The organism is Rhizobium sp. P44RR-XXIV (genome assembly GCF_001999485.2).
Lineage (GTDB): Bacteria > Pseudomonadota > Alphaproteobacteria > Rhizobiales > Rhizobiaceae > Rhizobium.
In genome coordinates this window covers 301312-326208 of record NZ_MPVZ02000026.1, presented here as the reverse complement: position 1 = coordinate 326208, position 24897 = coordinate 301312, and the positions used below count along the sequence as shown (strand labels likewise).

Sequence of the window (24897 nt, the reverse complement as noted above, 5' to 3'; positions counted from 1 at the left end):
CATGGGGCTCGCCCGCAACCGACGTCACCAGAGAACGGTGGACTATTGGCCCGGCTTCGTCGATGCGCTGTCGACATTGCTGATGGCGATCATGTTCCTGCTGACGGTTTTCGTCGTCGGCCAATTCATTCTAAGCCGCGAGATTTCCGGCCGTGACGAGGTGCTCACTCGTTTGAACAGCCGCATCAACGATCTTGTCGAGCAGCTGGCACTGGAAAAGAACGGCAAGCAGGATCTTGAGGATACGGTTGCCAATCTGCAGGCTTCGCTTTCGTCGGCGGAGAGCGAGCGTTCGCGCCTGCAGGCGTTGCTTTCGGCGGGTTCGGGCAACAGCCAGGCGGCCGAGGCGCGCGCAGGCACGCTCTCGCAGCAGCTTGACGAGCAGAAGCAGGCAAGTGCCCGGGCCCTGAGCCAGGTCGATCTTCTCAACCAGCAGATTGCCGCTCTGCGCAGCCAGATCGCCGCAGTCGAGGCCGCGCTTCAGGCGTCGGAGTCCAAGGATCAGTCGTCGCAGGTGAAGATTGCCGATCTCGGGCGGCGCCTGAACGTGGCGCTGGCCCAGCGTGTGCAGGAACTGAACCGCTATCGCTCCGACTTCTTCGGCCGGTTGCGCGAAATCCTTTCCGATCGCGACAATATCCGTATCGTCGGTGACCGATTCGTGTTCCAGTCGGAAGTGCTGTTCCCCTCAGGTGCCGCGGATCTCAATCCGGCCGGTCAGGCGGAAATGGCCAAGCTTGCTGCGGCACTGATCGATCTTGCCAAGGAAATCCCACCTGAGATCAACTGGGTGCTGCGTGTCGACGGCCATACCGACAATGTGCCGCTGTCGGGCAGCGGACGTTATGCGGACAACTGGGCGCTCTCCTCGGCGCGCGCCATTGCCGTCGTGAAGTTCCTGATTTCGCAAGGCGTTCCCGCCGACAGGCTCGTCGCCGCCGGCTTCGGCGAATTCCAGCCGATCGCACCCGGCGATACACCTGAGGCACGCGCCACCAACCGGCGCATCGAGCTGAAACTGACGGAGAAATAGGTCGTCAGCATCTAGGTGACGTGACAGCATCAAGGCGTGCCTGCAGAAATTGCCGCACCGCATTGCTGTCGCTCAAGCCGATTGCCGTTCTGTAGGCCGCAATGGCACTTTTGGTATCTCCGAGCTCGCCAGCAGATGCGCCCTCACGGCCCAATAGGGCTGGTAGCTGTTGATCTCGCGCTCGGCCATCTGGTTCAGATACTGTAATCCTGCGGTTGCACTTTGCGCGCGGCCAGTGACGGCCGCGTGGCTGACGCGGGCGCCGACGGTCGGTTTCATCATCACGAGCGCCTCATAGAGCTTGGCAAGGGCCGTCCAGTCGGTGATGCCAGAGCGTCGTCGGTCGGCATGTACGGATTGAATGGCGGCCTGGCACTGGAACGGGCCGAAATGGCCGGATGCTCCGGCTTGCCGCAACAGCCTGTCGGCCTCGGCGATCATCTCGGCGTTCCAGAGAGACGTATCCTGCTCGTCGAGGGGGACATACTGTCCCGCAGCACCCCGCCGCGCCTCGCGCCTCGCCTCGCTGTAGAGCATCAGCGACAGCAAGCCAGCGACTTCCGGTTCCTGGGGCAGGGTTGCCAGCAGGGTGCGGCCGAGCCAGATGGCTTCGTCGGCGAGGGAGCCTTGCTTGCCGCTCTCTCCGTCGACCCCATCCCAGCCGAGGCCATAGGCGGCATAGATTGCCGAGAGCACGCTCTCCAATCGGTCTGGCAAGGCGGGTCGGTCCGGAACGATGAAAGGGATGTGTGCATCGCGGATCTTGATTTTTGCCCGCACCAGCCGCTGGCTCATCGCCTGCGGCGAAACGAGGAAGGCCTTGGCTATGGTTGCTGCATCCACGGCCAATACCGATTGCAGCATCAGCGGAGTGTGAGCCGAGCGATCCAAAGCCGGATGGGCGCAGACGAAGAGGAGCTTCAAGCGCTCATCTGGAAAGGTGGAATTGTCGGCATTCATGCGTTCCTCCGCTTCTTCGAAGGCCATCATGATCCTGTCGCGCGCTCCGGCCCTCACGTTCTCGTGCCGCACCCGGCGAAGGAGGTTACGCTTAGCTGCAACCAGCAGCCAGGCTTCCGGATTGTCGGGGATGCCGCGTTCCGGCCAGGTACTCAACGCTGCCGCGATCGCGTCAGACAAAGCATCCTCAGCGGCCGGCACGTCGCGGAAGCGCGCGGCGAGAAAAGCAATCAGCTTGCCGTAGGATTGACGCGCCGCTTGCTCGGCAGCGCGTCGGGCATCCAATGCCATGATGGCTACATCTGCAATCGCGGCCGTATCTCGACCGAGCCTTGCTGGGAGATCGGCATACGCAAGGCCCATTCCAGTGCGGCATCGAGATCCGGCACATCGATCAGATAGAAGCCGCCGAGCTGCTCCTTACCGTCAGGGAAGGGGCCGTCCTTTACCTCGTGGTCCTCGCCCTGGCGCCGGACGACCGTTGCCGTTTCCGGCCGCGTCAGTCCAGCGCCGCCGGTCATGATGCCGGCCTGGACGAGTGCCTGCGTGTAGGCAACCCAGCCGTTCTTGTAGGCCGGGTCCTCGCGGCGGTTAAAGTCCTCGGGCGATTCTCGGATGATCAAAGCATATTGCATGAGACAACTCCCACTTCCTCTGTTGATGGTAGCCGGGCAGGCGCAGCGTCTGAAAATGCAATTCTAGACTATGCGGGCTTGCCGGCGAAACGACTTTGGGCCGCTTCGATAGAATGAGCCGCGAGACGGGGGGAATTCGACAGATATGGGAGGATTTCTTGAAATTTATTGTCCAACAAACAAAACGGCCGGCACACCCAAAGGCGACCGGCCGGTCTTTATAGCAAATGCTTGGCGCGAAACCTCAGGCGGTCGCGATGGTCTGGTCGTCGATGACGGCGCCGCCAACGTGAGCCTTGATCGATTCGATAGCATGCAGAGCAGAAGCTTTCGCCTTGTAGCCTTCGGACCCGAACATGGTTTCGCCGTTCGAGGCTTTGAAGCGGAAGCGAAATTCTCCAGCCTTGTCCTTGTAGACTTCAAATTTATACATGGTTCTCGTCTCCTAGATTCGCGTCAGCGTGGGATAACGCTGAAAATCTAGCGCAACTTCGAACTTATTTCCACAAGGTTGTATGCGGTCCGACTTAACCCGGTTTACGCTATTTTGCGATGAGCATGCGCTCCTCGATGCCGGCGTCGAATTGCAGGCGCGCTAGCTTCGCATAGATGCCGCCATGACGGATCAGGCTTTGATGCGTACCCTCCTCGACAATGCGGCCGTGATCCAGCACCAGGATGCGGTCGGCCTTCAGCACCGTCGCGAGACGATGGGCGATGACGAGGGTGGTGCGCGTTTCCATCAGACCTTCGAGTGCCTTCTGGACGAGAGTTTCACTCTCGGCGTCGAGAGCCGATGTGGCCTCGTCGAGCAGAAGGATCGGTGCGTTCTTGAGGATGGCCCGGGCAATGGCGATGCGCTGGCGCTGGCCGCCGGAAAGCGTCACACCACGTTCGCCCACCTGCGTGTCGTATCCTTGTTCGAGGCGTGCGATGAATTCGTCTGCCTGCGCGGCGATCGCGGCGGCGCGAACCTCCTCACGGGAGGCGCCGGGGCGGCCGAAGGCGATATTGTCATGGATCGAGTTGGCGAAAATCGTCGTGTCCTGGGGCACGATGGCAATGCGCTCGCGCAATGCCTCGGGCAGAACCTGGCTGATATCGACGCCGTCCATGGCGATACTGCCCTGCTGCGGATCATAGAAGCGTAGCAACAGCGAAAAGATTGTGCTTTTACCGGCGCCCGAAGCACCGACGATCGCGACCGTTTCGCCTGATGTGACCGAGAAGGATAATCCGTGCAGCGCCGATCTGCTCGGTCGCGACGGATAGGAGAAATGGACGTCGGAGAATTCGACGTGACCATGCGGCGCCGGCAAAGGCAGCGGATTGGCCGGGGCGGCGATCGGGGAGACTTCGGCAAGCAGCTCGCCGAGCCGATCGGCAGCACCTGCTGCCTGCGACAGCTCGCCCCAGACTTCCGAAAGCGAGCCGAGCGAGGTACCGGCGATGACGGAATAAAGCAGGAACTGGCCGAGGGTTCCGGCGGACATCGTGCCGGCGAGCACGTTCTCTGCGCCGACCCAGAGAACGGCGACGATGCTGCCGAAGACCATGGCAATGGCAAAGCCCGTCAGCAGCGAGCGGGATTTGATCGCGGCGCGGGCCGCCTCGTAGGCGTCCTCGACCGCCGCGCCATAGTGCCGCGAAGCGGCATCCTCGCCATTATAGGCCTGTATGGTGCGGTTGGCCGCGATGGTTTCATTGGCATAGGCCGATGCCTGCGCCAGCGTATCCTGCGCTGCGCGGGAGCGTTTGCGCACCGAACGGCCGAAACTCACCAGCGGCAACACGATGATGGGGATTGCGATCAGCACGATGCTCGACAGTTTCGGACTGGTGAAGATCATCATCACCATGGCGCCGAGACAGAGGATGAGATTGCGCAGCGCCACCGAAGCGGTCGCGCCGACTGCCGACTTGATCTGCGTCGTATCCGCCGTCAGCCGCGAGACGATCTCGCCGGACTGGTTAACGTCGAAGAAGGAGGGCGACAGCCGCGTCACATGATCGAAGACTTCGCGGCGCAGATCAGAGACGATGCGCTCACCGATCGTGATGACGAAGTAGTAGCGCAGTGCGCTCGCCGCAGCCAGAATGAGCGCCATGGCCATGATGGCGATGAAATAGCTGTCGATCAGGCCGCGATCGGCGGCATCGAAGCCGTGATCGATCATGCGCCGCACGGCGATCGGCAGAGCGAGCGAGGTGACGGCGGCGATGACCAGCGCAATAATCGCGCCTGCCACCATGCCCCGGTATCTCTTGAGATAGGGTGTCAGTCGCCCAAGGGGTCGGATAGACCTGTTTGTTTTTTCTTCTGCGCGGCCAATTTCCGACAAGTCTTCTCCAATCCCCATCTCAGCAAGGGACTTGACGTTTTCGCCCCTTGTTATCCCTGCTGCCTTCATGTATAGGCACGCCATCTTAATTGGAAGCCGTGGCCTAACCGGACTGCGGCTTCATTTATTCAATCGGTTCGGTTGCCGCAATGCCTTGCGACAAATGGACCCTGCCATGACAGGAAGATTGTTATGAAGGCGAACATCCATCCCGACTACCACACCATCAAGGTAGTCATGACCGACGGCACCGAATATGAAACCCGCTCTACCTGGGGTTCTGAAGGCGCTGTCATGAATCTCGAAATCGACAGCAAGTCCCATCCGGCCTGGACGGGCGGCAATCAGCAGATGATGGACCGTGCCGGTCGCGTTTCGAAGTTCAACAAGCGCTTCGGCGGTCTCGGCATCTAATCGCTTCGCGATTTGTTGTTTTGAAAAAAGCCCGGTTTTGCCGGGCTTTTTTGCGTCTGTCCGCTAGGCTTTGCTTCCCCGGCAAGTCATCGCAGCCGCTGCAGATAGTCGGCGCGCTCGAATGGATTGGCATTCGAGCGTTTGCGCAGGCGGGGCGGCCCTGCGGTTGGGGCATAGTGATCAAACGCATGATCCAATGTGCCCGTTCCGCTTGAGAGCCCCGGCAGCTGCTTTTGAATGTTTTGGATCATCGCAGACGCCACCGTACCTTCCAGCCGTGCCACGCCAGCCGAGATCACCGATTCCCTTGTCGATGCGCCGGATTTCGCGAGCAAGGTCGATATTCCTGTCAGTGCGCTAGTCGGTATTTCGAGATGGAAGCGGTCGATCGGCTCGCACACGATCGTTTGAGCGGCAGAGAGAGCGGCGGCCAATACCAAAGGTGTCAGCCGTCGAAAGTCCACGGCCGTGGTTGCCGGCGAGGTCTGGCGTGCGGCGGTCATGGCAACGTGGCAATCGATGACTTGCCAGCCAAAGATGCCTTCCTTGAGCGTTTCGAAAACCGCCTCTTCGACGGCTCGATAGAAGCTTGCGGGCATCTGCCCGACGTCCACTTCCAGGGCAAAGCTGTTGTCTGTCCCCTGTGGCCGGGGTTCGACCCGCAAGCCAACCGTCGCAAGAAAAGGATTGGGCTCCCTGAATATGATCTCAATGCCGCTGCCCGTTCCGACAGGCCTTTCGGCGTAGATAATCGTGCTTTCCTCGAAGACGGCCTCCAGCCCGAAATCATTTGCAAGGGTTGCCTGAATGACTTCCTTTTGCACCTCTCCGTAAAGCGAGACGGATATCTCCGATGCATCCTCGTTGGTGCGCAGATTGATGAGCGGGTCCTGGTCGGCCAATTGCATGAGTGCCAGCCACAGCGCCGCCGTGTCGGCGGGGCGGGATGGACGGACCCGGGTTTCCAGGGTCGGGGGCGAAAAATGCAGCTTGCTGGCGGATGAGCCTTCGCTGCCGATGTCATCGCCAATCTGAGTATTCGTCAGCCCGCCAATTCTGGCAATGCGCCCGGCACCGACATGCGTGACCTTGTCGATCCGGCCATTGCTGAAAACCTGGATACTGTTCACCTTTGCCTGGCCCTTCGGCAGATCGAGGTGGTCCCGGAGGGCGATCGTGCCGGAGGTCAGGCATAGATAGGCCAGCTTTTCGCCGCCCCATCCGCGCTCGATCTTGAAGATCTTGCCGCTGACCGGCCCGTCCGGGTCGGGCTTGCGGCTCGGCAGCAAGGTCGCAATAGCTGAAGTCAGGGCGGGCGCGCCGGCGCCGCTCATGGCGACCCCGGCAAAGGCGGGATGCACCAGCCCGCGTGCGATCTGATCTGCCAGGGCATGTTCAAGCCTCGGAGCGGTCAACCGATCCGGCGATAGAACATAATCGTCCATTATCGCTTCGTCGCTGGCTGCCAGGGCTTCGCAGAGAGCTGACCAATACGGTTCTTGCGCCATATCGATAGCCGCGATCTCTACTTGCTTGCTGCCGGCATTACGAATGGCCGACATTGCAATGGGGCGTGCCGACAACTGACTCTCTATGTCGTCAAGGACTTCGGCATAGCGTGCGCCAAGGCGATCGACCTTGTTGATGAAAAACAGAAATGGGACCTCGAGCTGCCGCAATGCCCGGACCAATACGCGGGTCTGCGGCTGGACACCCTCGACGGCCGAGACAACCACGACTGCTGCATCAAGCAATCGCAGCACGCGCTCGACCTCGGCGATGAAGTCGGGGTGACCGGGCGTGTCGATCAGGTTTACGATCAGGTCGCCGATCGTAAACGACACCACCGCGGCCGCGATGGTGATGCCACGCTGCCGTTCGAGTTCGAGGCTGTCGGTCTGTGTGTTGCCGCTATCGACGCTGCCGAGTTTGTCGATGACGCCGATGTCAAAAAGGAGTCGTTCCGTAAGGCTAGTCTTGCCTGCGTCTACATGGGCCAGAATGCCCAGATTCAATGTGCGCATATCTCATCATCTTCTCAGAATTTCGGATTTGATTTTCGTGAGAAGTGAGTCGGCGCATTGGGACCTCCACATTGATTTCGGCTTGCCTTCCTCTCCATTGTTGAGAGGAAAACACCGCTATTTCTACAGGTGCCTCAAGGAGCCCGTCAAGCGCAGGCCGTTGGCTGCCTCGGGATCGGGGCGCCGCGTCCTGGGGTCAGGCCAAAGAAAAACCGGCCGTGCAGGGCACGACCGGTTGAAATCCGTTGCCGATTCTCGGTCGGCTCAATTGGTTCCGAAAGCGGTCTGCAGCAGGGTGAGCTGCGCCTTGACACTGTTCTGGTTGTCCGGAACGATCGCCGGTTCCGTCGGACGGTAAATCTCGCGGTCGAGCAGGGCGACGCGGTTCTGCAGGCGAAGGGAGCGCTCGACGAGGTCGCGGAAGGATTCCGGCAGGTCGTTCCAGCCGGGCGCGGTGCGATCGACGTTGAAGCCGTCGAGACGAACCTTGTTCTTCTCGGCCAAGACCTGATCGCGGGACATTTCGCCATTGTTGACGGCGCGCTGCAGCAGCAGCCAGGAGGCCATCTGCATAAGGCGGGTCGTCAGCCGCATGGATTCGGCTGCGTAGAGTACGGAGGCCATGCGCGGCAGAACCTTCGAAGCGGCGCGGCCCTGACCGTCGAGATAACCCGCGGTTTCCTCGACCAGCGACATGCCCTCGGAATACAGCGCCCTGAACTGTGCCGACGATGCGGCGTGGCCAGCAAAGCTGATCGTGTTCAACCCAAGTTCCGACATTGAATAAATCCCTGCTTCACGCAACACTTTTGTTCAGGAAAAGCCGGTCAAGTCCCTAAGAGCTTTCGGCATCCGCTTTTATGACTTTAGGATGGTGTTTTTAACTGAAATTCGCAAGGCGATTCTTAAGAAAGGGTTAATCTCCACAGTTTCGTCGGGAATGCCGATACACGACAAAAAAGAAGAGCCGCAAAAGCGGCTCTCAAGGTAAAACAGGGAGAAAAATCAGACCAATTCGCCAAGTGGAGGAACTGTCTGAGTCCAGAGCGAATCTGGATGATCCTAGTAATAAGTCGTAAAGCTTAATATTCTGTTGAGCATGTCTCAATCTTAAGCTTGTCATCCTCGATCCAGCGCCGGCAGTGGGCTTCAGAAACGAAAGAGGCTTTCCGCCGCCTTGCGGCCGGATGCCTTGGTGGCGATTTCCTCTTCCAGCCTGGCGATCTCGCTGTTGAGCAAGGCTATGCGGTTTTTCAGCTCGTCAACCGACAGTAATGACAGGTCGCTGCCGATCTCGTGTGCCGAGGGCTGCTGCGGACGATCATCGTCAAATATGCTCATTTCGGCTCCTCCATGTCCCTGAAAGGGATCAGGTGCCGTAATTTACAGTTATATCGTCCTTTTTTGAAGTCTCGCTTCTTGCGAGCGACATGCTCTCCGGCGTGATCATCTGTGCGTTGGCTGACGGCATGGTCGTATAGGCGTCGCGATCACCCGCGGGCCTTGCGGCGCGGCGGCGGCTGCGGAAGATGGAATAGGCCGTTATCAGCACGTGGGCGATGGCCGTGAGGAAGAAAAGCGAATAGGGGCCAACGGAGGACATGACCGGTCCGCCGAGAGTCGGGCCGATGATCGTGCCGATGCCGTAGAGCAGCAGCAGGCCGCCGGAAACCTTGACGAAATCCTCGGGCGCGGCGAAGTCGTTGGCATGGGCGACGGCGATCGGATAGAGCGTGTTGGCAACCGCGCCGTAGACGACCACCATGCCGATCAGGAAGTAGGGGCTCGCGGGTTTGAGCAGGAAGAGCAGCAGACCGTCGAGAGCCGCGACGCAGCCATGCCCGCCAGCACGTAGCGGCGGTCGATGCGATCCGACAGGCGGCCCGCCGGCAGCTGCATCACGGCGCCGGCAAAAATGGTCAAGCTCATCATCAGCGCGATATCGCTCTCCGAAAGGCCGGCCTTGGAGCCGAAGACGGCGCCGAGCGTGCCGTAGGCGCCATTGGCGATGCCGACCAGCAGGATGCCGAGCGAGGCGACGGGCGAATTTCGATAGAGCGCCTTCAGATCGAGGCTGACGGCCTTGAGCGGCTGCGGCGAGGCGGCCGTCGACAGCGTTGTCGGCAGCATGGCGATGCAATAGCAGATGCCGCAGAACATGAAGAGGATGGGCGTGTGAATGTCGGCAAAGGGCACCATCATCTGGCCGGCGACGGCGCCGATCAGCGTGATGCCGATATAGAGCGAAAAGATTGCGCCGCGGCTCTCATTGGTGGCGCGCTCGTTCAGCCAGCTTTCAATGATCATCGAGGTACCGGCGGTGCAGAAGCCGGTGACGGCGCGCAGTGCCACCCACCAGGTCGCGTCGACGACGATGCCGGTCAGCAATGCGATGATGGCGATGACGGAGATGAAGCCCGAAAAGGCACGGACATGGCCGATGCGCCGGACCAGCTTCGGGGCCGTGAGGCAACCGAGGACGAAGCCGGTCGCCCAGGTGGTGCCGAGCAGGCCGAGCGTTGTGGTCGCATAGCCTTCCGCCGTGCCGCGCATCGGCAGCAGCAGGCTATGCAGGCCGTTTCCCGTAAACAGGAAGAGCGTGCCGAACAGCAGGGCCAATACGGGCAAAATATTTCTTTTCATGCTCCCCACCTTCATGCGGATCCGTCTGAGGACCCGATAAGACAGGAATCCCCTCCTGCCCGTCTTCGCTATTGATTGTGTCCCGGATTGCCGCTATCGGCGTGTAGAAACAGTCTGTTGGCGCGGAAAAATGTCCGTCCTATGACGATTAGAGCATGATCGCGAAAACTGTGCAGCGGTTTTTGGTCGCGGCCATGTTCATTCTTGCGCAAACGGGGAAAAATAGCGTGACAAAAGTCATCGCGGTGCTGCTGTTGCTCGCCATGGCGGTGCATATCATCAAGCCATTGGGGCTGCCGGGCCTCAGGCGTCGAGCAGATTTCTGGAAGATCGCCATCATCGCCTTTGCCGTCTGGACGATCGCACTGATCATCAACGAGACGTTTTAGCGCGTTTCGAGCCACGATTTGGCCTTCCAGGTGCAGTGCACTTGCAGCTTAAAGCAGGATCTCGCCGCGCATGGCGTGGACGCAGCTGCCCGAGAGCAAGACTTCGTTTACCAAGCCTGCGGATTTCCTGACATCGACATTGATCAGGCTGCGCCGCCCCATCTCCACGCCTTGCTCGATAATGATCTTGATCTCGGCATCGCCGGCCGAGAGCAGCGAGGTCAGGTAGGCTCCGAGCGCCGCCGAAGCGCTGCCGGTAGCCGGGTCTTCGGTGACATTGTCGAGCGGCGCGAACATCCGGGCACGGATATGCCACGGGTTTTCGGCCGAACGCGTGTAGAGAAAGAGCGAGAAACCGGTCTTGTCTTCCTTATGCCGCGCGGCTGCTTCGGCGAAAACAGCGGCGTTCGGGCGAGCCCTGCCGAGGGTATCGAGACCGTCCAGTTCCGCAAAGGCAAAAGGCAGGCCGACGGAGGCAAATGTCGGCGCATGCATTGTCCGGAGGATTGATCGCGGGTCGATCTGAACGCAGCGGGCAATCAGCTCGTCGGCAACGGTCCCGCCAATCGCAAGCGGCCCCGGAGCGCGAATGCTGGCGCCGGTGACCTCTTCACCGCTGCGCAGCAATGTCACATTCACCAGGCCGGCATCCTCTTCGAAGATCAGCCTGTCACCTACGGGCTTGCCGAAGATCTCCGGTTGCTGGCCAAGCGCAAAAGCGGTGCCGACATTGGGATGGCCGGCAAAGGGGATTTCCGCTGTTGGCGTGAAGATGCGGACGCGGGCCGTGTGATCCGGATCTGCCGGCGGCAGCACGAAGGTCGTTTCGGAATAGCCGAACTCGGCCGCGATCTTCTGCATGGCTTCGCCGGTGAGGCCGCGCGCATCTGGAATGACGGCCAAGGGATTGCCGACGAAACGCTCCGAGGTGAAGACATCGACGGTGACATAAGCGACGGTGTTCATGGCGGCTCCCGATGGCTGTCATAGGACTGCTAGGGATATAACCGCAGGCCGGGCATGGCTGAATGCCGGAACTTGTGCCGGTGACAAGTTCAGCATCGGCCTTTTCCCGTTGCTACGAGAGAGAAGGGATGGCCGCTTATGCTCAAGTTGATATCGCCAGCCGATATGATCGAACTCCACTGTGGCGCATCGCGCTTTTAGTCGGCCTTCCCGCATTTCGATAGGATTTCGTCGACAACGGTAACAAGCGGTGCTGTGGCGTCAATGGCCGTGGCATTCTTGGGAATGTCGTCTTTCGCCGCATGTAGTCGCACAATCAATTCTCGTTCGGCTGCCTTCCCGCCAAATTCGTCCGCAGGTCTGCTGGCAAGCCGCCTGTTCAACGTGTCCAGATCGACGTCGAGAACGAAAACCTGATCAAACAGGTCAATGAAGCTCTGGAAATTTCTTGAGCCGCCGCAGAAGAACGAGACCGAGTGGCTTCGATCGGCCACCAGGGATTTGACCTTGTCGATATTCCAAAGGTGGTGCTCATGCCCAAAGGCGATATTCAGGGCGCCCTGCTGATGCGTGGTATCATCCAAAGGTTCACCCGTCCGGGGATCGCCTTGATAGGCCAACTCACGGTCTCCGTGGATGGCGTGGTAACCGCGCTTCTGCAATTCGGTAGCGACGGAGGTCTTGCCAGTCCCGGAAACGCCTTCGATCAAATAGTTCCTGACGCCCATTTCGCTCTCGTTCGATGAACCGCACGCTCTCTTGCTGCAGCATATAAGGCAAGAATGACGCACAGATTTCCGGCGCGGCTATTTCAAACACTTGCATGGGGCAGAAGTTTCGCGCGTTCAGTCCATAAGGAAATACTGACCGGTTGCGAATGCAGCCGGCTTCTGCAAACGTCGTGCTTTGATTTGTCGGCTGAGTTATCGCGTGGCACGCAATCACACACCAGAAGAAGTGACGACCATACGCATCTTTGGGACGCTGTTGGCGATCGCCTTGATGGCACTGCTGGCCTTCGGCCCATGGTTTCGGGTGCAGCCTCGGGACTATCCGCGTGCTGATCTGATGGCCGCCAAGCAATATGTAGACGGGCTTAATCCGGATACGCTCATTCCCTTGGTCCCCGATGACCAGCCGGTATCACGATTGGCGACAGGTGAACCGCTAGGCGATCAAGCGATCAATGACCTGAAGCTTGCTCGTCCTTCCTTGTTTCGGCGCGCTTGGGGGCTGGCCGATATCGAGATTGTCGTAATATCGAACTTCCTTCGTATGACGGCGGTAGAGAGGCGGGACGCTTTGGCTCGCTACAGCTTTCGCAACTCCACGAGGAAAATGCTGCTGGATGCCCAGCGAGTGGACAATGGCTGCGTTGTTTACCGCTACACAGAAAATGGCTGGTCGGAGGGCGGATTTCTATTGGTCGACCCCGCCGCGGGATCAATGACTGCCGCCGATGTCAGTTCATGCGTCATCGCGGGCTTTGACCATCTTCTTGGTGTGCCGACGGACGACGGAAGGTTTGATTTCCGCAGGTTTCCGAGGCCAGATGTCAGCATGGTTGTGCTCGACTATCTGCGCCATTGCGCAGAGATCGGTGAAACGCATGTCTCACCCAGGCAATCCTCCAATTATGGGGTTACCAATTTTCCCTCTATTCAATGCATAAGCCGAGGAATCGGGGAGGCGATAAATCGTTCTCCAGCAAAGGGCAGTTGACTGATTCTGCCAATCGGGCGCTCTCTTTGAAGGAGGGCGCACCGTATTGCGGTATCAAACCAAAAAGCCCCGACCGCATAGCGATCGGGGCTTCTGTCCATTCAAACGCCAGCTGAAATCAGGCAGCCTGTTCGCGGTCCCTGGTCCAGCTGCCCTTGGCGGCGAGATAGTTCATCTCGGCGCGGTGGGTGAAGGCGCGCTGGCCGGCGGCGACGTTTTCCGGCTTGCCGCCCCAGGCCTTCAGCGCGCTGTCCTGCAGGGCGCGGCCATAGGAGAAGGTGACGTTCCAGGGCAGGTCATAGCCGGAGTTGATGGCGGAGAGGTGGGCGGTTGCTTCTTCGGTCGTCTGGCCGCCGGAGAGGAAGGCGATGCCGGGAACGGCCGAAGGCACGGTTTCCTTGAGAACCTTGACGGTGCGCTCGGCAACCTGCTCGACGGAGGCCTTGCGGACCTTCTTGCCGTCGATGACCATGCTCGGCTTCAGGATCATGCCTTCGAGCTTGATGCGGGCTTCCGCGAGTTCCTGGAAGACGATCTGCAACGTCCAGCGAGTGACTTCTTCACTGCGGTCGAGGCTCTGGGTGCCGGGTTCGCCGTCCATCAGCACTTCCGGCTCGACGATCGGGACGATCTTTGCCTGCTGGCAGAGAGCAGCGTAGCGGGCAAGCGCATGGGCGTTGGCCTTGACAGCGCCAAAGGTCGGAAGCGTGTCGGAAATGGCGATCACGCCGCGCCACTTGGCGAAGCGGGCGCCGGCGTCATAATATTTCGCCAGGCGCTCGGCGAGGCCATCGAGGCCTTCGGTGACGGTTTCGCCGGGGAAACCGGCCAGCGGCTTGGCGCCGATATCGACCTTGATGCCTGGAATGCTGTCTGCAGCTTTGATGACGTCGACGAAGGGCGTGCCGTTCGCAGCCTTCTGGAAGAGGGTTTCCTCATAGAGGATGACGCCGGAGATGTATTTCTTCATCGCTTCGTCGGAGCGGAAGAGCATCTCGCGATAGTCGCGGCGGCTCTCTTCCGTTGATACGAGAGAGATGGTGTCGAAGCGCTTCTTATTCGTGGCGGTGGATTCATCCGCTGCGAGGAGGCCCTTGCCACCGGCAACCATCTTTACGGCAATGTCTTCAATTCGTTCGCTCATTTTGTTTCTCCAAGGCGATTTCAGTCGGCGACAGGATCAATATAGATCGGCGATAACAGAAGTATAGAAGGAGGGAAATGGTCGGCTAACTAATTGAAACGATTGAAATGATTTCAACCGTTTGAAACTTTCGGGGCTCATCTTAGCACTCACAGGAAAGCCGCGAAAGCCTTCGCCTTCGCGGCTCCTATCACGCGTTTGTGCGAAGCTGCTTACTTGGTGGCCTGAAGGACGGCGACACCCGGAAGAACCTTGCCTTCCATCCATTCGAGGAAAGCGCCGCCCGCTGTCGAGACATAGCTGAAGTCATCGGCAACGCCGGCATGGTTGAGCGCGGACACCGTATCGCCGCCGCCGGCAACCGAGGTCAGCTTGCCGCTCTTGGTGCATTCGGCCGCATATTTGGCGACCGCAACGGTAGCGGCGTCGAAGGGGGTAATTTCGAAGGCGCCGAGCGGGCCGTTCCAAACCAGCGTCGTGGCGCGGCCGATCCAGCTCTTGATCGACTCGACCGACTTCGGGCCGACATCGAGCACCATGGCGTCTGCCGGAATGGCTTCGATGGAGACGACCTCATTATCGGCACCAGCCTTGAATTCGCGGGCGACGACGCCGTCTTCCGGCAGGACGATCGCGCAGCCGGATGAGGCAGCCTCGATCATGATCTGCTTGGCGGTGGCGGCAAGGTCATGTTCGCAGAGTGACTTGCCGACATTCGTACCGCGCGCGGCGATGAAGGTGTTGGCCATGCCGCCGCCGATGACGAGCGCGTCGACCTTCTTCACGAGGTTCATCAAAAGGTCGATCTTGGAGGAAACCTTGGCGCCGCCGACGATGGCAACGACCGGGCGGACCGGGTTGCCGAGGCCTTTTTCCAGGGCTTCCAGCTCGGCCTGCATGGTGCGGCCGGCATAGGCCGGCAGGAGGTGGGCAAGGCCCTCGGTCGAGGAGTGCGCGCGGTGCGCAGCGGAGAAGGCGTCGTTGACGTAGATGTCGCCGTTGGCGGCAAGCGCCTTGGTGAAGGCCGCGTCGTTCTTCTCCTCTTCCTTGTGGAAGCGGGTGTTCTCGAGCAGCAGGATGTCACCATTGTTCATCTTTGCAACCGCGTCGGCTGCCGGAGCGCCGATGCTGTCGGAGGCGAAGAGAACGGCGTGATCGAGAACTTCCTCGACGGCCGGCACGATGAGGCCGAGGGAAAGGTCGGGCGAGGGGCCATCCTTCGGGCGGCCGAAATGGGCGAGCAGGATGACCTTGGCGCCCTTTTCGGACAGTTCGAGGATCGTCGGCGCGACGCGCTCGATGCGGGTTGCATCGGTGACTTTACCATCCTTGACCGGCACGTTGAGGTCAACGCGCACGAGAATACGCTTGCCGGTGATGTCGTTGAGATCGTCAAGGGTCTTGAAGGCTGCCATGGGGAGGATCCAATATTGTTGGTGGCGTGAAGCGCGCCGACCATACTACGGATGATCGGAGACGCAAGGCGTTCAGACGTCGTTTTTGCCGGCGGTTGAATCGCTTGAAACGGCTTCGTCCGGGCGCTCGCGGCGCTTCTGCAGATAGCTGCGAAGGCTCTTCAGAATATCGTAGAGATTGATGAAGATCGGCAGGATGACCGGCGGCTCCACCGCCTCCAGCGACATGCCGACGGACTGGATATGGTCGTTCTCGTCGAGGTCGCGGACGATGAGAATGATCTCGCCAAGGCGGATGCGATCCGCATAATCGGCTTTGCCGCCCAGGCGCTGGCGCATGAGTTCGGCGATGGTGAGACCTTTTTCCTGCTCGCTCAGGAGGCCTGGCCCGTAGGCCGCGTCGAGATCGGCGGCGGGGCGCAATGGTGAGATCGAGAAGGCGCCGAAGAACTCGGCGTCATCGGGGTCGACCGGGGCGCGGCTGGCAAAGAGACGGTCGAGCAGGCGCGAATAGTTGGGCGAGATGAAGAGATAGACGATGTCGTTTTCGCGCAGGCGGCCGGCATATTGGTAACGCATCGACTTGCCGTCGCGCACGATGAGTGAGGGTATCGCCCAGCGCGGAATACGCTCGCCGCGCAGAACCGCGCTGTCCTTGAAGACTCGATAGGAAATCAGCTCGTGATTGACCGCGCCCGGCAGATCGACCTCGACCTTGTCGATCGCGCCCATGCGTCGGGGAACGATAAGTGCGAGGCGGCGCGCCATGGGCTTGATCGTCCAGCCCTGGACGAGCAGCGACACCAGCACGACGATGAAGGCGACGTTGAAATAGGTCTGCGCCCTCTCGAGATTGCCGAGGATCGGCATGATGGCGAGCAGGATGGAGACGGCGCCGCGCAGACCAACCCAGGCGACGAAGCCGGTCTCGCGCTGGGTATAGTCGAAGGGCAGCAAGCAGAGCCAGACGGCGATCGGCCGGGCTACGAAGATCAGGAACAGCGCCAATGCGATCGCCGGGATGGCGATGGCGGGAAATTGCGATGGCGTGGCGAGCAGGCCAAGCACGAGGAACATGATGATCTGCGCCAGCCAGGTCATGCCGTCCTGGAAGCGCTTGATGGAGGCCGAAGCAGGCATCTTGCGGTTGCCGGCATAGATGCCGGCGACATAGACGGCGAGGAAGCCGCTGCCGCCGACCGCGCCAGTGAAGGAGAAGACGAGGAGCGCCAGCGCCAGTACGAAGATCGGCGTCAGGCCACGATCAGTATCGAGGCGGCTGACGATGAGGACGATCATCATGCCGCCGAGCAGGCCGAGGATGACGCCGAGCCCCATCTGCTGGACGAAGGTCGCCAGCATGACGATGTTGATGCCGGCATAGCCTTCGCCGCTCGCCAGCAGCTGGACGAGGGCCAAGGTCAGGAAGATGGCCATCGGGTCGTTGGTGCCGGATTCGACCTCCAGCGTCGAGCGCACCTTGTCGCGGATATTGATGCCGCCGATGCGCAGCAGGAAGAAGACGGCGGCAGCGTCGGTAGAGGCGACGATCGAGCCGAGCAGCAGGCCTTGCAGCCAGGTGAAGCCGAGCAGCCAGGTGGCGGCAAGGCCGAATAGGCCTGCGGTCACCAGAACGCCGGCGGAAGCGATGGTCAGTGCCGGCGCCGCTGCGAGCTTGAAGGCCTGGATCGGCGTGCCGTAGCCGGAATCGAAGAGGATGATGGCCAGCGCCAGCGAGCCGAGAATATAGGCGAGATAATTGTTGGAGAATTCGATGCCGAGACCATCGGTGCCTGCGGCCAGACCGATCATCAGGAACAGCAGCAGCAAGGGGGCGCCGAAACGGAAGGCGATGAGGCTCGAGAAAGCCGCTATCAGGACCAGGACCGTGCTGACCAGCACGATGACGTAAAATGCCTCCACCTTTTCATTCCCCTCTTCCGTGCGCCGCTGCCCGGACCAGAGGCCCGGGATATAAGAAATCCCTCCGTCATCCATTATGGCGTTGCGCCGCAGCGATTGGCAAACACGGTATCGTGCGAGCAGGGTCTTGAAATTGAACCTGCTCCGACGATTGCAACGTCATGGTGTGATGCGCCTCGCCAGAACGGCAAAGCGGCTTGGAATACCCTGGGAGATTTCCTGCTCAAAATTTATTGGTAAATCTGGACCATAGCAGGGCAGGGTACGAAAAGATTCGAAATGTTTTTACGGCGATGCGCGGGTCGGCATCTGCTCCCAATCAGACGTCGACGCGCCTGAAGTAGATCGGATAGTCGATCACGAGACCATCGGCGTCGACGGGCAGGTCTACGGTGAAGGCTCGGTCCTGCGCTGCGTAGCGATAGAGCTTTTCCGGCACGATGCAGGTGTAGTGCTGGCCATCGCACACGGGCTCGAAACTGTCGAAGGGAATATAGAGCATCGAAAGCTTCGCCGTTCCGTCTTCCGACTGCAGCTCGAGCCGGCGGATTGGCAGGCTGTTGGTGAAGGGCGAACCATAGAGATCGATGTCGATGCATCCGTCGAATTGTGGCAAGGCGCGGCCGTCTTCGGTGCGCCAGTGACCCTTGCCGTCGGAGAGCAGGGCAAGGCGTCGGCCATCCGTCGTTTCGACGCTAAAGGATAAAACGGCCCAGTCGGCGGCGCAGTCGATGCGGTAGAAGACGCCGTACGGCAATCCGCCGCGACCTCCTACAATAACGCCACTGGCGCGAATGGTCGCGCCAGTGGTCGTGTCATTTATTGGGGCGATCGTCAGGTGCTCCAGCCCGTCTCCTTCGATCGGACGCCAGCGCACTGTCGTCGGAAGGAGAGGGCGGAAGGTCATGATCAGATCAGCTTGGCAAGCGCGACGGCCGTGTCCGACATGCGGCTGGAGAAGCCCCATTCGTTGTCGTACCAGGACAGAACGCGCACGAAGTTGCCTTCCATGACCTTGGTCTGGTCGGTCGCGAAGATCGACGAATGGCTGTCATGGTTGAAGTCGCGGGAAACCAGCGGCTCGTCGGTATAGCCGAGGATGCCCTTCAGCTTGCCGTTCGATGCAGCCTTGATGGCCTCGTTGATTTCGCCGACCGTCGTTGCCTTCTTGGCCACGAACTTGAAGTCGACGACCGAGACGTTCGGGGTGGGAACGCGGATCGAGGTGCCGTCGAGCTTGCCCTTGAGGTGCGGCAGGACGAGACCAACGGCCTTTGCGGCGCCCGTCGACGTCGGGATCATGGACAGGGCTGCGGCGCGGGCGCGGTACAGGTCCTTGTGCATGGTGTCGAGCGTCGGCTGGTCACCCGTGTAGGAGTGAATGGTCGTCATGAAGCCATGGTCGATACCGACGGCGTCGTCGAGAACCTTGACGACCGGCACCAGGCAGTTCGTGGTGCAGGACGCGTTGGAGATGACCAGGTGCTCCTTGGTGAGCTGGTCGTGGTTGACGCCGAAAACGACGGTCAGGTCGGCACCGTCGGCAGGAGCCGAAACGATGACGCGCTTGGCGCCGGCCGTCAGGTGTGCGGCGGCCTTGTCACGGGCCGTGAAGATGCCCGTGCATTCCATGGCGATGTCGACGCCGAGATCGCGGTGCGGCAGCGTTGCCGGATCCTTGATGGCGGTAACCTTGATCGGCTTGCCGCCGCCAACGATGATCGTGTCGCCTTCGACCTTCACGTCTGCCGGGAAACGACCATGGATCGAATCGTAACGCAGAAGATGAGCGTTGGTCTCGACCGGGCCGAGGTCGTTGATGGCAACGACTTCGATGTCGGTACGGCCGGATTCGACGATGGCGCGCAGAACGTTACGGCCGATACGGCCAAAGCCGTTGATGGCTACTTTTACAGTCATTGAAATTCACTCCCGTTCACTCAGGGTGTTTATCTATTGGATTTGAAAGCGCTTGTCAGCGCCCTCAGGAAAGCTTTGCCTCGGCGGCGGCGACAACGGCTTCGGTGGTGATGCCGAAGTGCTTGTAGACGTCCTTGTAGGGAGCGGAAGCGCCGAAGCCCTTCATGCCGATGAAGGCGCCTTCCGGTCCGATGAACGCATCCCAGCCTTCGCGAACGCCGGCTTCGACCGCGACCTTGACGGGCGAATTGCCGAGCACTTCCTTGCGGTAGGCGTCCGGCTGCTCGAAGAAGAGTTCGGTGCTCGGGACAGAAACGACGCGGGTGGAAATGCCCTTGCCTTCCAGAACCGTGCGGGCAGCGACGGCCAATTCAACCTCGGAACCCGAAGCGAAGATCGTCACCTTGGCGTCGGCGTTACCGGCGAGCGTATAGGCGCCCTGTTCGCAAAGGTTCTTTTCGCTGTATTCGGTGCGGGCCGCCAAAAGGTTCTGGCGGGTCAGCGCGAGACCTGTGGGGCGGTTGGTCGTCTTGATGGCGATCTGCCAGCATTCCGCCGTTTCGGTTGCGTCCGCCGGGCGGAACAGCATGAAGTTCGGGACAGCGCGCAGGCTGGCGAGCTGCTCGACCGGCTGGTGGGTCGGGCCGTCTTCGCCGACGCCGATGGAATCATGCGTCAGGACGTGAATGGCGCGGATGCCCATGAGGGAAGCGAGGCGGAGCGGCGGGCGGCAATAATCCGAGAAGATCATGAAGCCGCCGCTATAGGGGATGAGACCGCCATGCAGCGCGATGCCGTTCATCGCGGCAGCCATGCCGTGCTCGCGGATGCCCCAGTGCATGTAACGGCCGGAGAAATCGGTCGGAGTGATCGACTTCATCTGGCTGGTCTTGGTGTTGTTCGACGGTGTCAGGTCGGCGGAGCCGCCGATCGTTTCCGGAATGAAGCCGTTGATGACTTCCAGCGCATCTTCCGATGCCTTGCGGGTTGCAAGCGTCGGCTTGGTTTCGGCAAGCTTCTTCTTGTAGTCGCTGATGGCAGCGTCGAACCCGGCTGGCAGTTCATGGGCAAAGCGGCGGGTGAATTCAGCCTTCTTGCCTGCTTCCGCACCGGCAAGGCGGCCTTCCCAGGCTTCGCGGGTGCCGATGGAGCGTTCGCCGGCAGCACGCCATTCACCGAGAATGTCGTTCGGGATGACGAAGGGCTCGTAGGGCCAGTTCAGCGCAATGCGGGTCGCGGCAATTTCCTCGGCGCCGAGCGGCGAGCCGTGAACCTTGTGGGTGCCCTGCTTGTTCGGAGCGCCGAAGCCGATGATCGTCTTGCAGGCGATCAGGGTCGGGCGGTCGGACGTGTGGGCGGCTTCGATGGCGGCGCTGATGGCCGCCTGGTCGTGACCGTCGACTTCGATGGTGTTCCAGTGAACGGCCTTGAAGCGGGCGACCTGATCGGTCGAGTCCGAAAGCGAGACGGCGCCGTCGATGGTGATGGAGTTATTGTCCCAGAACAGGATCAGCTTGTTGAGCTTGAGGTGGCCGGCAAGCGCGATCGCCTCATGGCTGATGCCTTCCATCAGGCAGCCGTCGCCGCACATGGCATAGGTATAGTGATCCTGCAGCTCCGAGCCGAATTCCTCGCGCAGCTTGCGTTCGGCGATCGCCATGCCGACGGCATTGGCAATGCCCTGGCCGAGCGGGCCGGTGGTGGTTTCGATGCCGGTGGCATGGCCGTATTCCGGGTGACCGGCGGTCTTGGAGCCGAGCTGGCGGAAGCGCTGGAGCTCATCGACCGTCATGTCCGGATAGCCGGTGAGGTAGAGAACCGAATAGAGCAGCATCGAGCCGTGGCCAGCCGACAGGACGAAACGGTCGCGGTCCGGCCAGAGCGGGTTCTTCGGGTCGAACCGCAGATACTTGCTAAAGAGAACGGTGGCGACATCAGCCATGCCCATCGGCAAACCGGGGTGACCGGAATTGGCCTTCTCGACAGCATCCATGGCAAGGAAACGGATTGCATTTGCCATCCGGTCGTTTTGTTCGCGAGAGATCATGGGTTTTTCCGCAATGTTCCGGGTTCGGGGGATGGCCGCACACTTGGGAGGGAAGCCATCGGTTGAAAGGCGGGCAGAAGGGAGACAGACGGTCCTCTGAACTCCATTTTCAACGTCGCCTCAGACGGCTGAGACATAGCAGTTGGGGCGAGCAAGTCAATAAATCGAGGACCCAATCCGGGGCCGCTGCGGCAATTTTTTAACATTTGCCCGTTCACTTTTACAAAAGACGACAATGATGCGACAAAGCCTGTGCGGTAGGCAAAGGCGACATTCATCCACAGAATAGGGGACCTGCCGCATGGCCGCCTTTATTGACGTGCAGTCGCCGAGTTGAATATTGTTGCGAAATCAGACAAGTGGCCGGATGTTTTGATTCGGGCCTTGCGCGGAGTATCGAAGGCCATGACACCTTCAGGCAAAACGGTGGATGCAGCGCTTGCCCAATTGCGCCAAGCGCTTTCCACTTTGGAGAGCGCGGTTGACGGACGGTTCGAGCGCGAACGTGCACATAGCGACATAGAAGGCGAGGTGCGGCGGGTTCATACCGATCGCTCGCGCCTGGCTCAGGAACTTGATCAGGCCGAGTTCCGTGCGAACCGGCTCGAGGAAGTCAATCGCGAAGTGTCGCGCCGGCTTGTTACGGCGATGGAAACCATAAGAGCCGTGCTGGACCGCTGATCCCTCGGGAGGCAGCTGTCGCGGCACGGCAATGATCGGAAAGTCGAATGGCGCAAGTAACGGTAACGATCGACGGTAAAGCCTACCGGATGGCCTGCGAAGAAGGGCAGGAAGATCATCTGACGGATCTGGCCAATCGCTTCGACCGCTATGTGCTGCATTTGAAGAGCCAGTTCGGAGAGATCGGTGATCTCAGGCTGACCGTCATGGCCGGCATCATGATCATGGATGAGGTTTCGGAGCTGACGCGTCGGGTCTCGGCGCTCGAGGCCGAGCTGGAAACGCTTACCAGCAACCGCGATACGACGGTAGCGGCCAATGCGCGCGCCGAGGAGACGCTGGCAAGCGTCATCGACGAAGTGACCATGCGCATCAGCGGCATCACCGAGAAGCTCATAGCGCGGCCCGGCACAGAGCAGGGTTGAGTTTATTTCTGCGGATGCCGGACAGCGCCCTCTGGTACAAAGCCTCAAAGCTCTTTATATAGTTCAAGCGGTCTGCGCTTCCCGACAGGAACCACAATCCCTGGGGCCATACTCGATCCAAAGGGAGCTGTCCCTGGCTAGGTCCCTGGACCTGGACACACGGCGCCCACCTACGTTTGTAGGCACCCAGGATCGTAAACATCCATCGGTCGTCGTGGATCGCTCTTCAAGTTTCATGGCTGATGGCAAGGAAGGCGCCGCGCAGTTCTTGTGCCGCGCTGACGCCACTCCTCCTCCCCTAACGTTTTGATCCGAGATAGGCGCCGCGCTCGAGTTCGGCGCGATTGGTCGCGCTGCGCAGCCGCAGCAGGTCCTTGCGGGCGATCAGACCGAGGAGCCGTCCGCTTTGTGCCTCGACGACGGGAACGCGACCCGTATCGGCCTGGATCATGATGTCGGCAACGCGGCCGACTGTATCCTCCAGATGAGCGACCGGAATGGACGTATCCGAGATCACGTCATAGAGCGATTGATCCATCAGCTCCGGCTCGCTCTGCCACCGCAAGGCGTCGGCGCGCGAGATCATGCCGACCAGCCGGGCGTCGCCGTCGACGACGGGATAGAAACGATGTGCACCGATGCGCTCCGTCATATATGCCAGCGCTTCGGACAGGCGCATGGTGGCAGGCAGGGTATCCACCTTGGCGATCATGATGTCGGCGGCGCGGGTCAGCTCGAAGGGATCGATGCCGTATTCGCGAGTGATATGCTGGCCGCGACGAGCGATCTTTTCCGTAAGGATTGATCGTTTCAACAGCAACACGGTGACCGCATAGGCGGCGACCGTTGCCGCAAGCAGGGGTATGAGCGCGCCCATGTCCCCAGTCAATTCCATGGCGAAGAAGGTACCGGTCAACGGCGCGCGCATGGTGCCGCCCATCATCGCCGCCATGCCCAGCAGTGCCCAGAAGCCGGGGTCGCCGGGCAGGACAAGTCCCACCAGCCAACCCAGCGCTCCGCCCAGAATGAGAAGCGGTGCCAGCACGCCACCCGATGTGCCGGAGGAAAGGGCTACCAGCCAGATGCCAGCCTTGACGAGCAGGATCGCTAAAACCGCGCCCGCGGCGACCCGGCTATGCAGCAGATCGGCGATGATGTCGTAGCCGACGCCGAGGGCGCGGGGCTCGATCAACCCGCCGAGGCCGACGACCAGGCCGCCAAGCGCCGGCCACCACATCCAGTGGATCGGCAGCGTCTCGAACGCGTCCTCGATGCGGTAGAGCAGCGTCGTCAGCAGGCCGGATTGCAGGCCGGAGATGATGCCGAGACCGGCGGCGAGCAGAATGCCCCACCAGGATAGCGTCATTTCGAAATGGGCTGGAAACAGCGCGCCGCTGTCGATCAGCAACGGCCGCCAAACGACCGAGACGCAGGCGGCGACAGCGACCGGAATGAAGCTGCGCGGCTTCCATTCGAATAGCAGCAATTCGACGGCGAGCATGACAGCCGCAATCGGCGTGCCGAATACCGCCGTCATGCCGGCCGCGGCGCCGGCGACCAGCAGCGTCTTGCGCTCGGCGGCGCTCAGATGAAAAAGCTGCGCAAACAGCGAACCGATGGCGCCGCCGGTCATGATGATCGGGCCTTCCGCGCCGAAGGGGCCGCCGGAGCCAATGGAGATGGCCGATGACAGCGGCTTCAGCACAGCCACTTTCGGCGACATGCGACTGCCGCCGATGAGGATCGCTTCGATGGCTTCCGGAATCCCGTGGCCACGGATCTTCTCCGAACCGTAACGCGCCATCAGGCCGATGACGAGACCGCCGACTACAGGGGCCGCCACCATCCAGGGCGAGCGTGCCACGGTGCTGAAAGAGAGCGGCGTGGTGCTGATCTTGAACAGCCAGACGGCATTGCTGACGAGCGCGATGAGCTTGATCAACACCCAGGCGGCGAAGGCTCCGCCGGTGCCGACCACCAGCGCCATGGCGATCAGCAGCAGCACGCGCTTGTCGGTGGTAAAATCGCCATTGTCCTTTCGGGATGCGCCGCCGGAGAAATCGTGGCCATGATTTTGTGAGGTAGTGGTGTCCTGCATCGGCGACCTTCTGTGTTAAGCGTGCGCGGCTGTCATTCGACCGCTTTCAATGTCGAGATGGCAAATATATCGTAATGCGATATAAATCAACAAAGATCGCTAACTGCGGCAATGAG

General features: G+C 60.6%; 21 protein-coding genes, 1 other RNA gene and 2 pseudogenes. 7 read left to right on the top strand and 17 right to left on the bottom strand.

The features are described from left to right. The first annotated feature begins 1 nt into the window (after nt 1). Nucleotides 2-1033, top strand: a complete 1032-nt coding sequence (locus BSK43_RS10465; protein ID WP_077469484.1) for a peptidoglycan -binding protein — start codon at nt 2-4, stop codon at nt 1031-1033. Between the two features lie 4 nt (nt 1034-1037). Here the strand turns inward: BSK43_RS10465 and BSK43_RS10460 are convergent. From BSK43_RS10460 to BSK43_RS10445, 4 genes and pseudogenes are all read right to left on the bottom strand, one after another. Beyond that, nucleotides 1038-2284, bottom strand: a pseudogene (locus BSK43_RS10460) (DUF6596 domain-containing protein). Between the two features lie 5 nt (nt 2285-2289). After that, nucleotides 2290-2628, bottom strand: coding sequence for a YciI family protein (locus BSK43_RS10455; protein ID WP_077469485.1), 339 nt, complete (start codon nt 2626-2628; stop codon nt 2290-2292). A gap of 244 nt (nt 2629-2872) precedes the next feature. Beyond that, complete coding sequence (locus BSK43_RS10450; protein ID WP_068400257.1) at nt 2873-3061, bottom strand: YegP family protein; 189 nt, start codon at nt 3059-3061, stop codon at nt 2873-2875. Between the two features lie 109 nt (nt 3062-3170). Beyond that, nucleotides 3171-4970, bottom strand: a complete 1800-nt coding sequence (locus BSK43_RS10445; protein ID WP_077469486.1) for an ABC transporter transmembrane domain-containing protein — start codon at nt 4968-4970, stop codon at nt 3171-3173. A gap of 192 nt (nt 4971-5162) precedes the next feature. Here BSK43_RS10445 and rpmE point away from each other — a divergent pair, with 192 nt between their 5' ends. Next, on the top strand, nt 5163-5384 hold the full coding sequence (gene rpmE / locus BSK43_RS10440; RefSeq protein WP_034503571.1) for a 50S ribosomal protein L31: 222 nt from the start codon (nt 5163-5165) through the stop codon (nt 5382-5384). Nucleotides 5385-5470: 86 nt separating this feature from the next. Here rpmE and BSK43_RS10435 read toward each other — a convergent pair whose 3' ends face one another. The 4 genes and pseudogenes from BSK43_RS10435 to BSK43_RS10420 all read right to left on the bottom strand — a co-directional run bounded on the left by BSK43_RS10435 (nt 5471) and on the right by BSK43_RS10420 (nt 10051). Then, on the bottom strand, nt 5471-7408 hold the full coding sequence (locus BSK43_RS10435; RefSeq protein WP_077469487.1) for a TetM/TetW/TetO/TetS family tetracycline resistance ribosomal protection protein: 1938 nt from the start codon (nt 7406-7408) through the stop codon (nt 5471-5473). A gap of 264 nt (nt 7409-7672) precedes the next feature. Then, the gene (locus BSK43_RS10430) at nt 7673-8188 is read right to left on the bottom strand and encodes a DUF1465 family protein (protein ID WP_068400266.1); all 516 of its coding nucleotides are present in this window, start codon (nt 8186-8188) and stop codon (nt 7673-7675) included. Nucleotides 8189-8557: 369 nt separating this feature from the next. After that, complete coding sequence (locus BSK43_RS10425) at nt 8558-8749, bottom strand: DUF1192 domain-containing protein (protein ID WP_077469488.1); 192 nt, start codon at nt 8747-8749, stop codon at nt 8558-8560. Nucleotides 8750-8777: 28 nt separating this feature from the next. Further along, nucleotides 8778-10051, bottom strand: a pseudogene (locus BSK43_RS10420) (MFS transporter). 227 nt (nt 10052-10278) lie between these two features. Here BSK43_RS10420 and BSK43_RS35060 point away from each other — a divergent pair. Beyond that, nucleotides 10279-10440 carry a hypothetical protein gene (locus BSK43_RS35060; protein ID WP_169055381.1) on the top strand — a complete coding sequence of 54 codons (162 nt, stop codon included), beginning with the start codon at nt 10279-10281 and terminating at the stop codon, nt 10438-10440. Between the two features lie 48 nt (nt 10441-10488). On the opposite strand, the gene BSK43_RS10415 is transcribed toward BSK43_RS35060, so the two are convergent. Both BSK43_RS10415 and BSK43_RS10410 read right to left on the bottom strand, forming a co-directional pair. Continuing rightward, nucleotides 10489-11406 (bottom strand): PhzF family phenazine biosynthesis protein, encoded by a 918-nt coding sequence (locus BSK43_RS10415; RefSeq protein WP_077469489.1) that lies wholly within the window; start codon nt 11404-11406, stop codon nt 10489-10491. Between the two features lie 197 nt (nt 11407-11603). Beyond that, nucleotides 11604-12134 (bottom strand): AAA family ATPase, encoded by a 531-nt coding sequence (locus BSK43_RS10410; protein ID WP_077469490.1) that lies wholly within the window; start codon nt 12132-12134, stop codon nt 11604-11606. 202 nt (nt 12135-12336) lie between these two features. On the opposite strand from BSK43_RS10410, the gene BSK43_RS10405 reads away from it, so the two are divergent. Further along, nucleotides 12337-13128 carry a hypothetical protein gene (locus tag BSK43_RS10405; protein ID WP_136686837.1) on the top strand — a complete coding sequence of 264 codons (792 nt, stop codon included), beginning with the start codon at nt 12337-12339 and terminating at the stop codon, nt 13126-13128. 118 nt (nt 13129-13246) lie between these two features. Here the strand turns inward: BSK43_RS10405 and BSK43_RS10400 are convergent, their stop codons facing one another. The 6 genes from BSK43_RS10400 to tkt all read right to left on the bottom strand — a co-directional run bounded on the left by BSK43_RS10400 (nt 13247) and on the right by tkt (nt 21577). Continuing rightward, nucleotides 13247-14272 (bottom strand): class I fructose-bisphosphate aldolase, encoded by a 1026-nt coding sequence (locus BSK43_RS10400; RefSeq protein ID WP_077469492.1) that lies wholly within the window; start codon nt 14270-14272, stop codon nt 13247-13249. 212 nt (nt 14273-14484) lie between these two features. Further along, entirely contained in the window at nt 14485-15687 is a 1203-nt protein-coding gene (locus BSK43_RS10395) for a phosphoglycerate kinase (RefSeq protein ID WP_077469493.1), read from the bottom strand. A gap of 72 nt (nt 15688-15759) precedes the next feature. Continuing rightward, complete coding sequence (locus BSK43_RS10390; protein WP_077469692.1) at nt 15760-17610, bottom strand: potassium/proton antiporter; 1851 nt, start codon at nt 17608-17610, stop codon at nt 15760-15762. A gap of 319 nt (nt 17611-17929) precedes the next feature. Beyond that, a complete protein-coding gene (locus tag BSK43_RS10385; RefSeq protein WP_077469494.1) occupies nt 17930-18517 on the bottom strand; it encodes a putative glycolipid-binding domain-containing protein in 588 nt (195 codons plus the stop codon). 2 nt (nt 18518-18519) lie between these two features. Beyond that, nucleotides 18520-19530 (bottom strand): type I glyceraldehyde-3-phosphate dehydrogenase, encoded by a 1011-nt coding sequence (gene gap, locus BSK43_RS10380; protein ID WP_077469495.1) that lies wholly within the window; start codon nt 19528-19530, stop codon nt 18520-18522. A gap of 64 nt (nt 19531-19594) precedes the next feature. Continuing rightward, a complete protein-coding gene (gene tkt, locus BSK43_RS10375; protein ID WP_077469496.1) occupies nt 19595-21577 on the bottom strand; it encodes a transketolase in 1983 nt (660 codons plus the stop codon). Nucleotides 21578-21982: 405 nt separating this feature from the next. Between tkt and BSK43_RS10370 the strand changes: the two genes are divergently transcribed. The 3 genes from BSK43_RS10370 (at nt 21983) to ssrS (ending at nt 22908) form a co-directional block, all read left to right on the top strand. Beyond that, nucleotides 21983-22258 carry a DUF4164 domain-containing protein gene (locus BSK43_RS10370; RefSeq protein ID WP_077469497.1) on the top strand — a complete coding sequence of 92 codons (276 nt, stop codon included), beginning with the start codon at nt 21983-21985 and terminating at the stop codon, nt 22256-22258. Between the two features lie 47 nt (nt 22259-22305). After that, nucleotides 22306-22683 (top strand): cell division protein ZapA, encoded by a 378-nt coding sequence (locus BSK43_RS10365; RefSeq protein ID WP_077469498.1) that lies wholly within the window; start codon nt 22306-22308, stop codon nt 22681-22683. 66 nt (nt 22684-22749) lie between these two features. After that, nucleotides 22750-22908: non-coding RNA, 6S RNA (gene ssrS, locus BSK43_RS10360), on the top strand. Between the two features lie 73 nt (nt 22909-22981). Here the strand turns inward: ssrS and BSK43_RS10355 are convergent. After that, on the bottom strand, nt 22982-24781 hold the full coding sequence (locus BSK43_RS10355; RefSeq protein ID WP_077469499.1) for a chloride channel protein: 1800 nt from the start codon (nt 24779-24781) through the stop codon (nt 22982-22984). Nucleotides 24782-24897 lie beyond the last annotated feature (116 nt).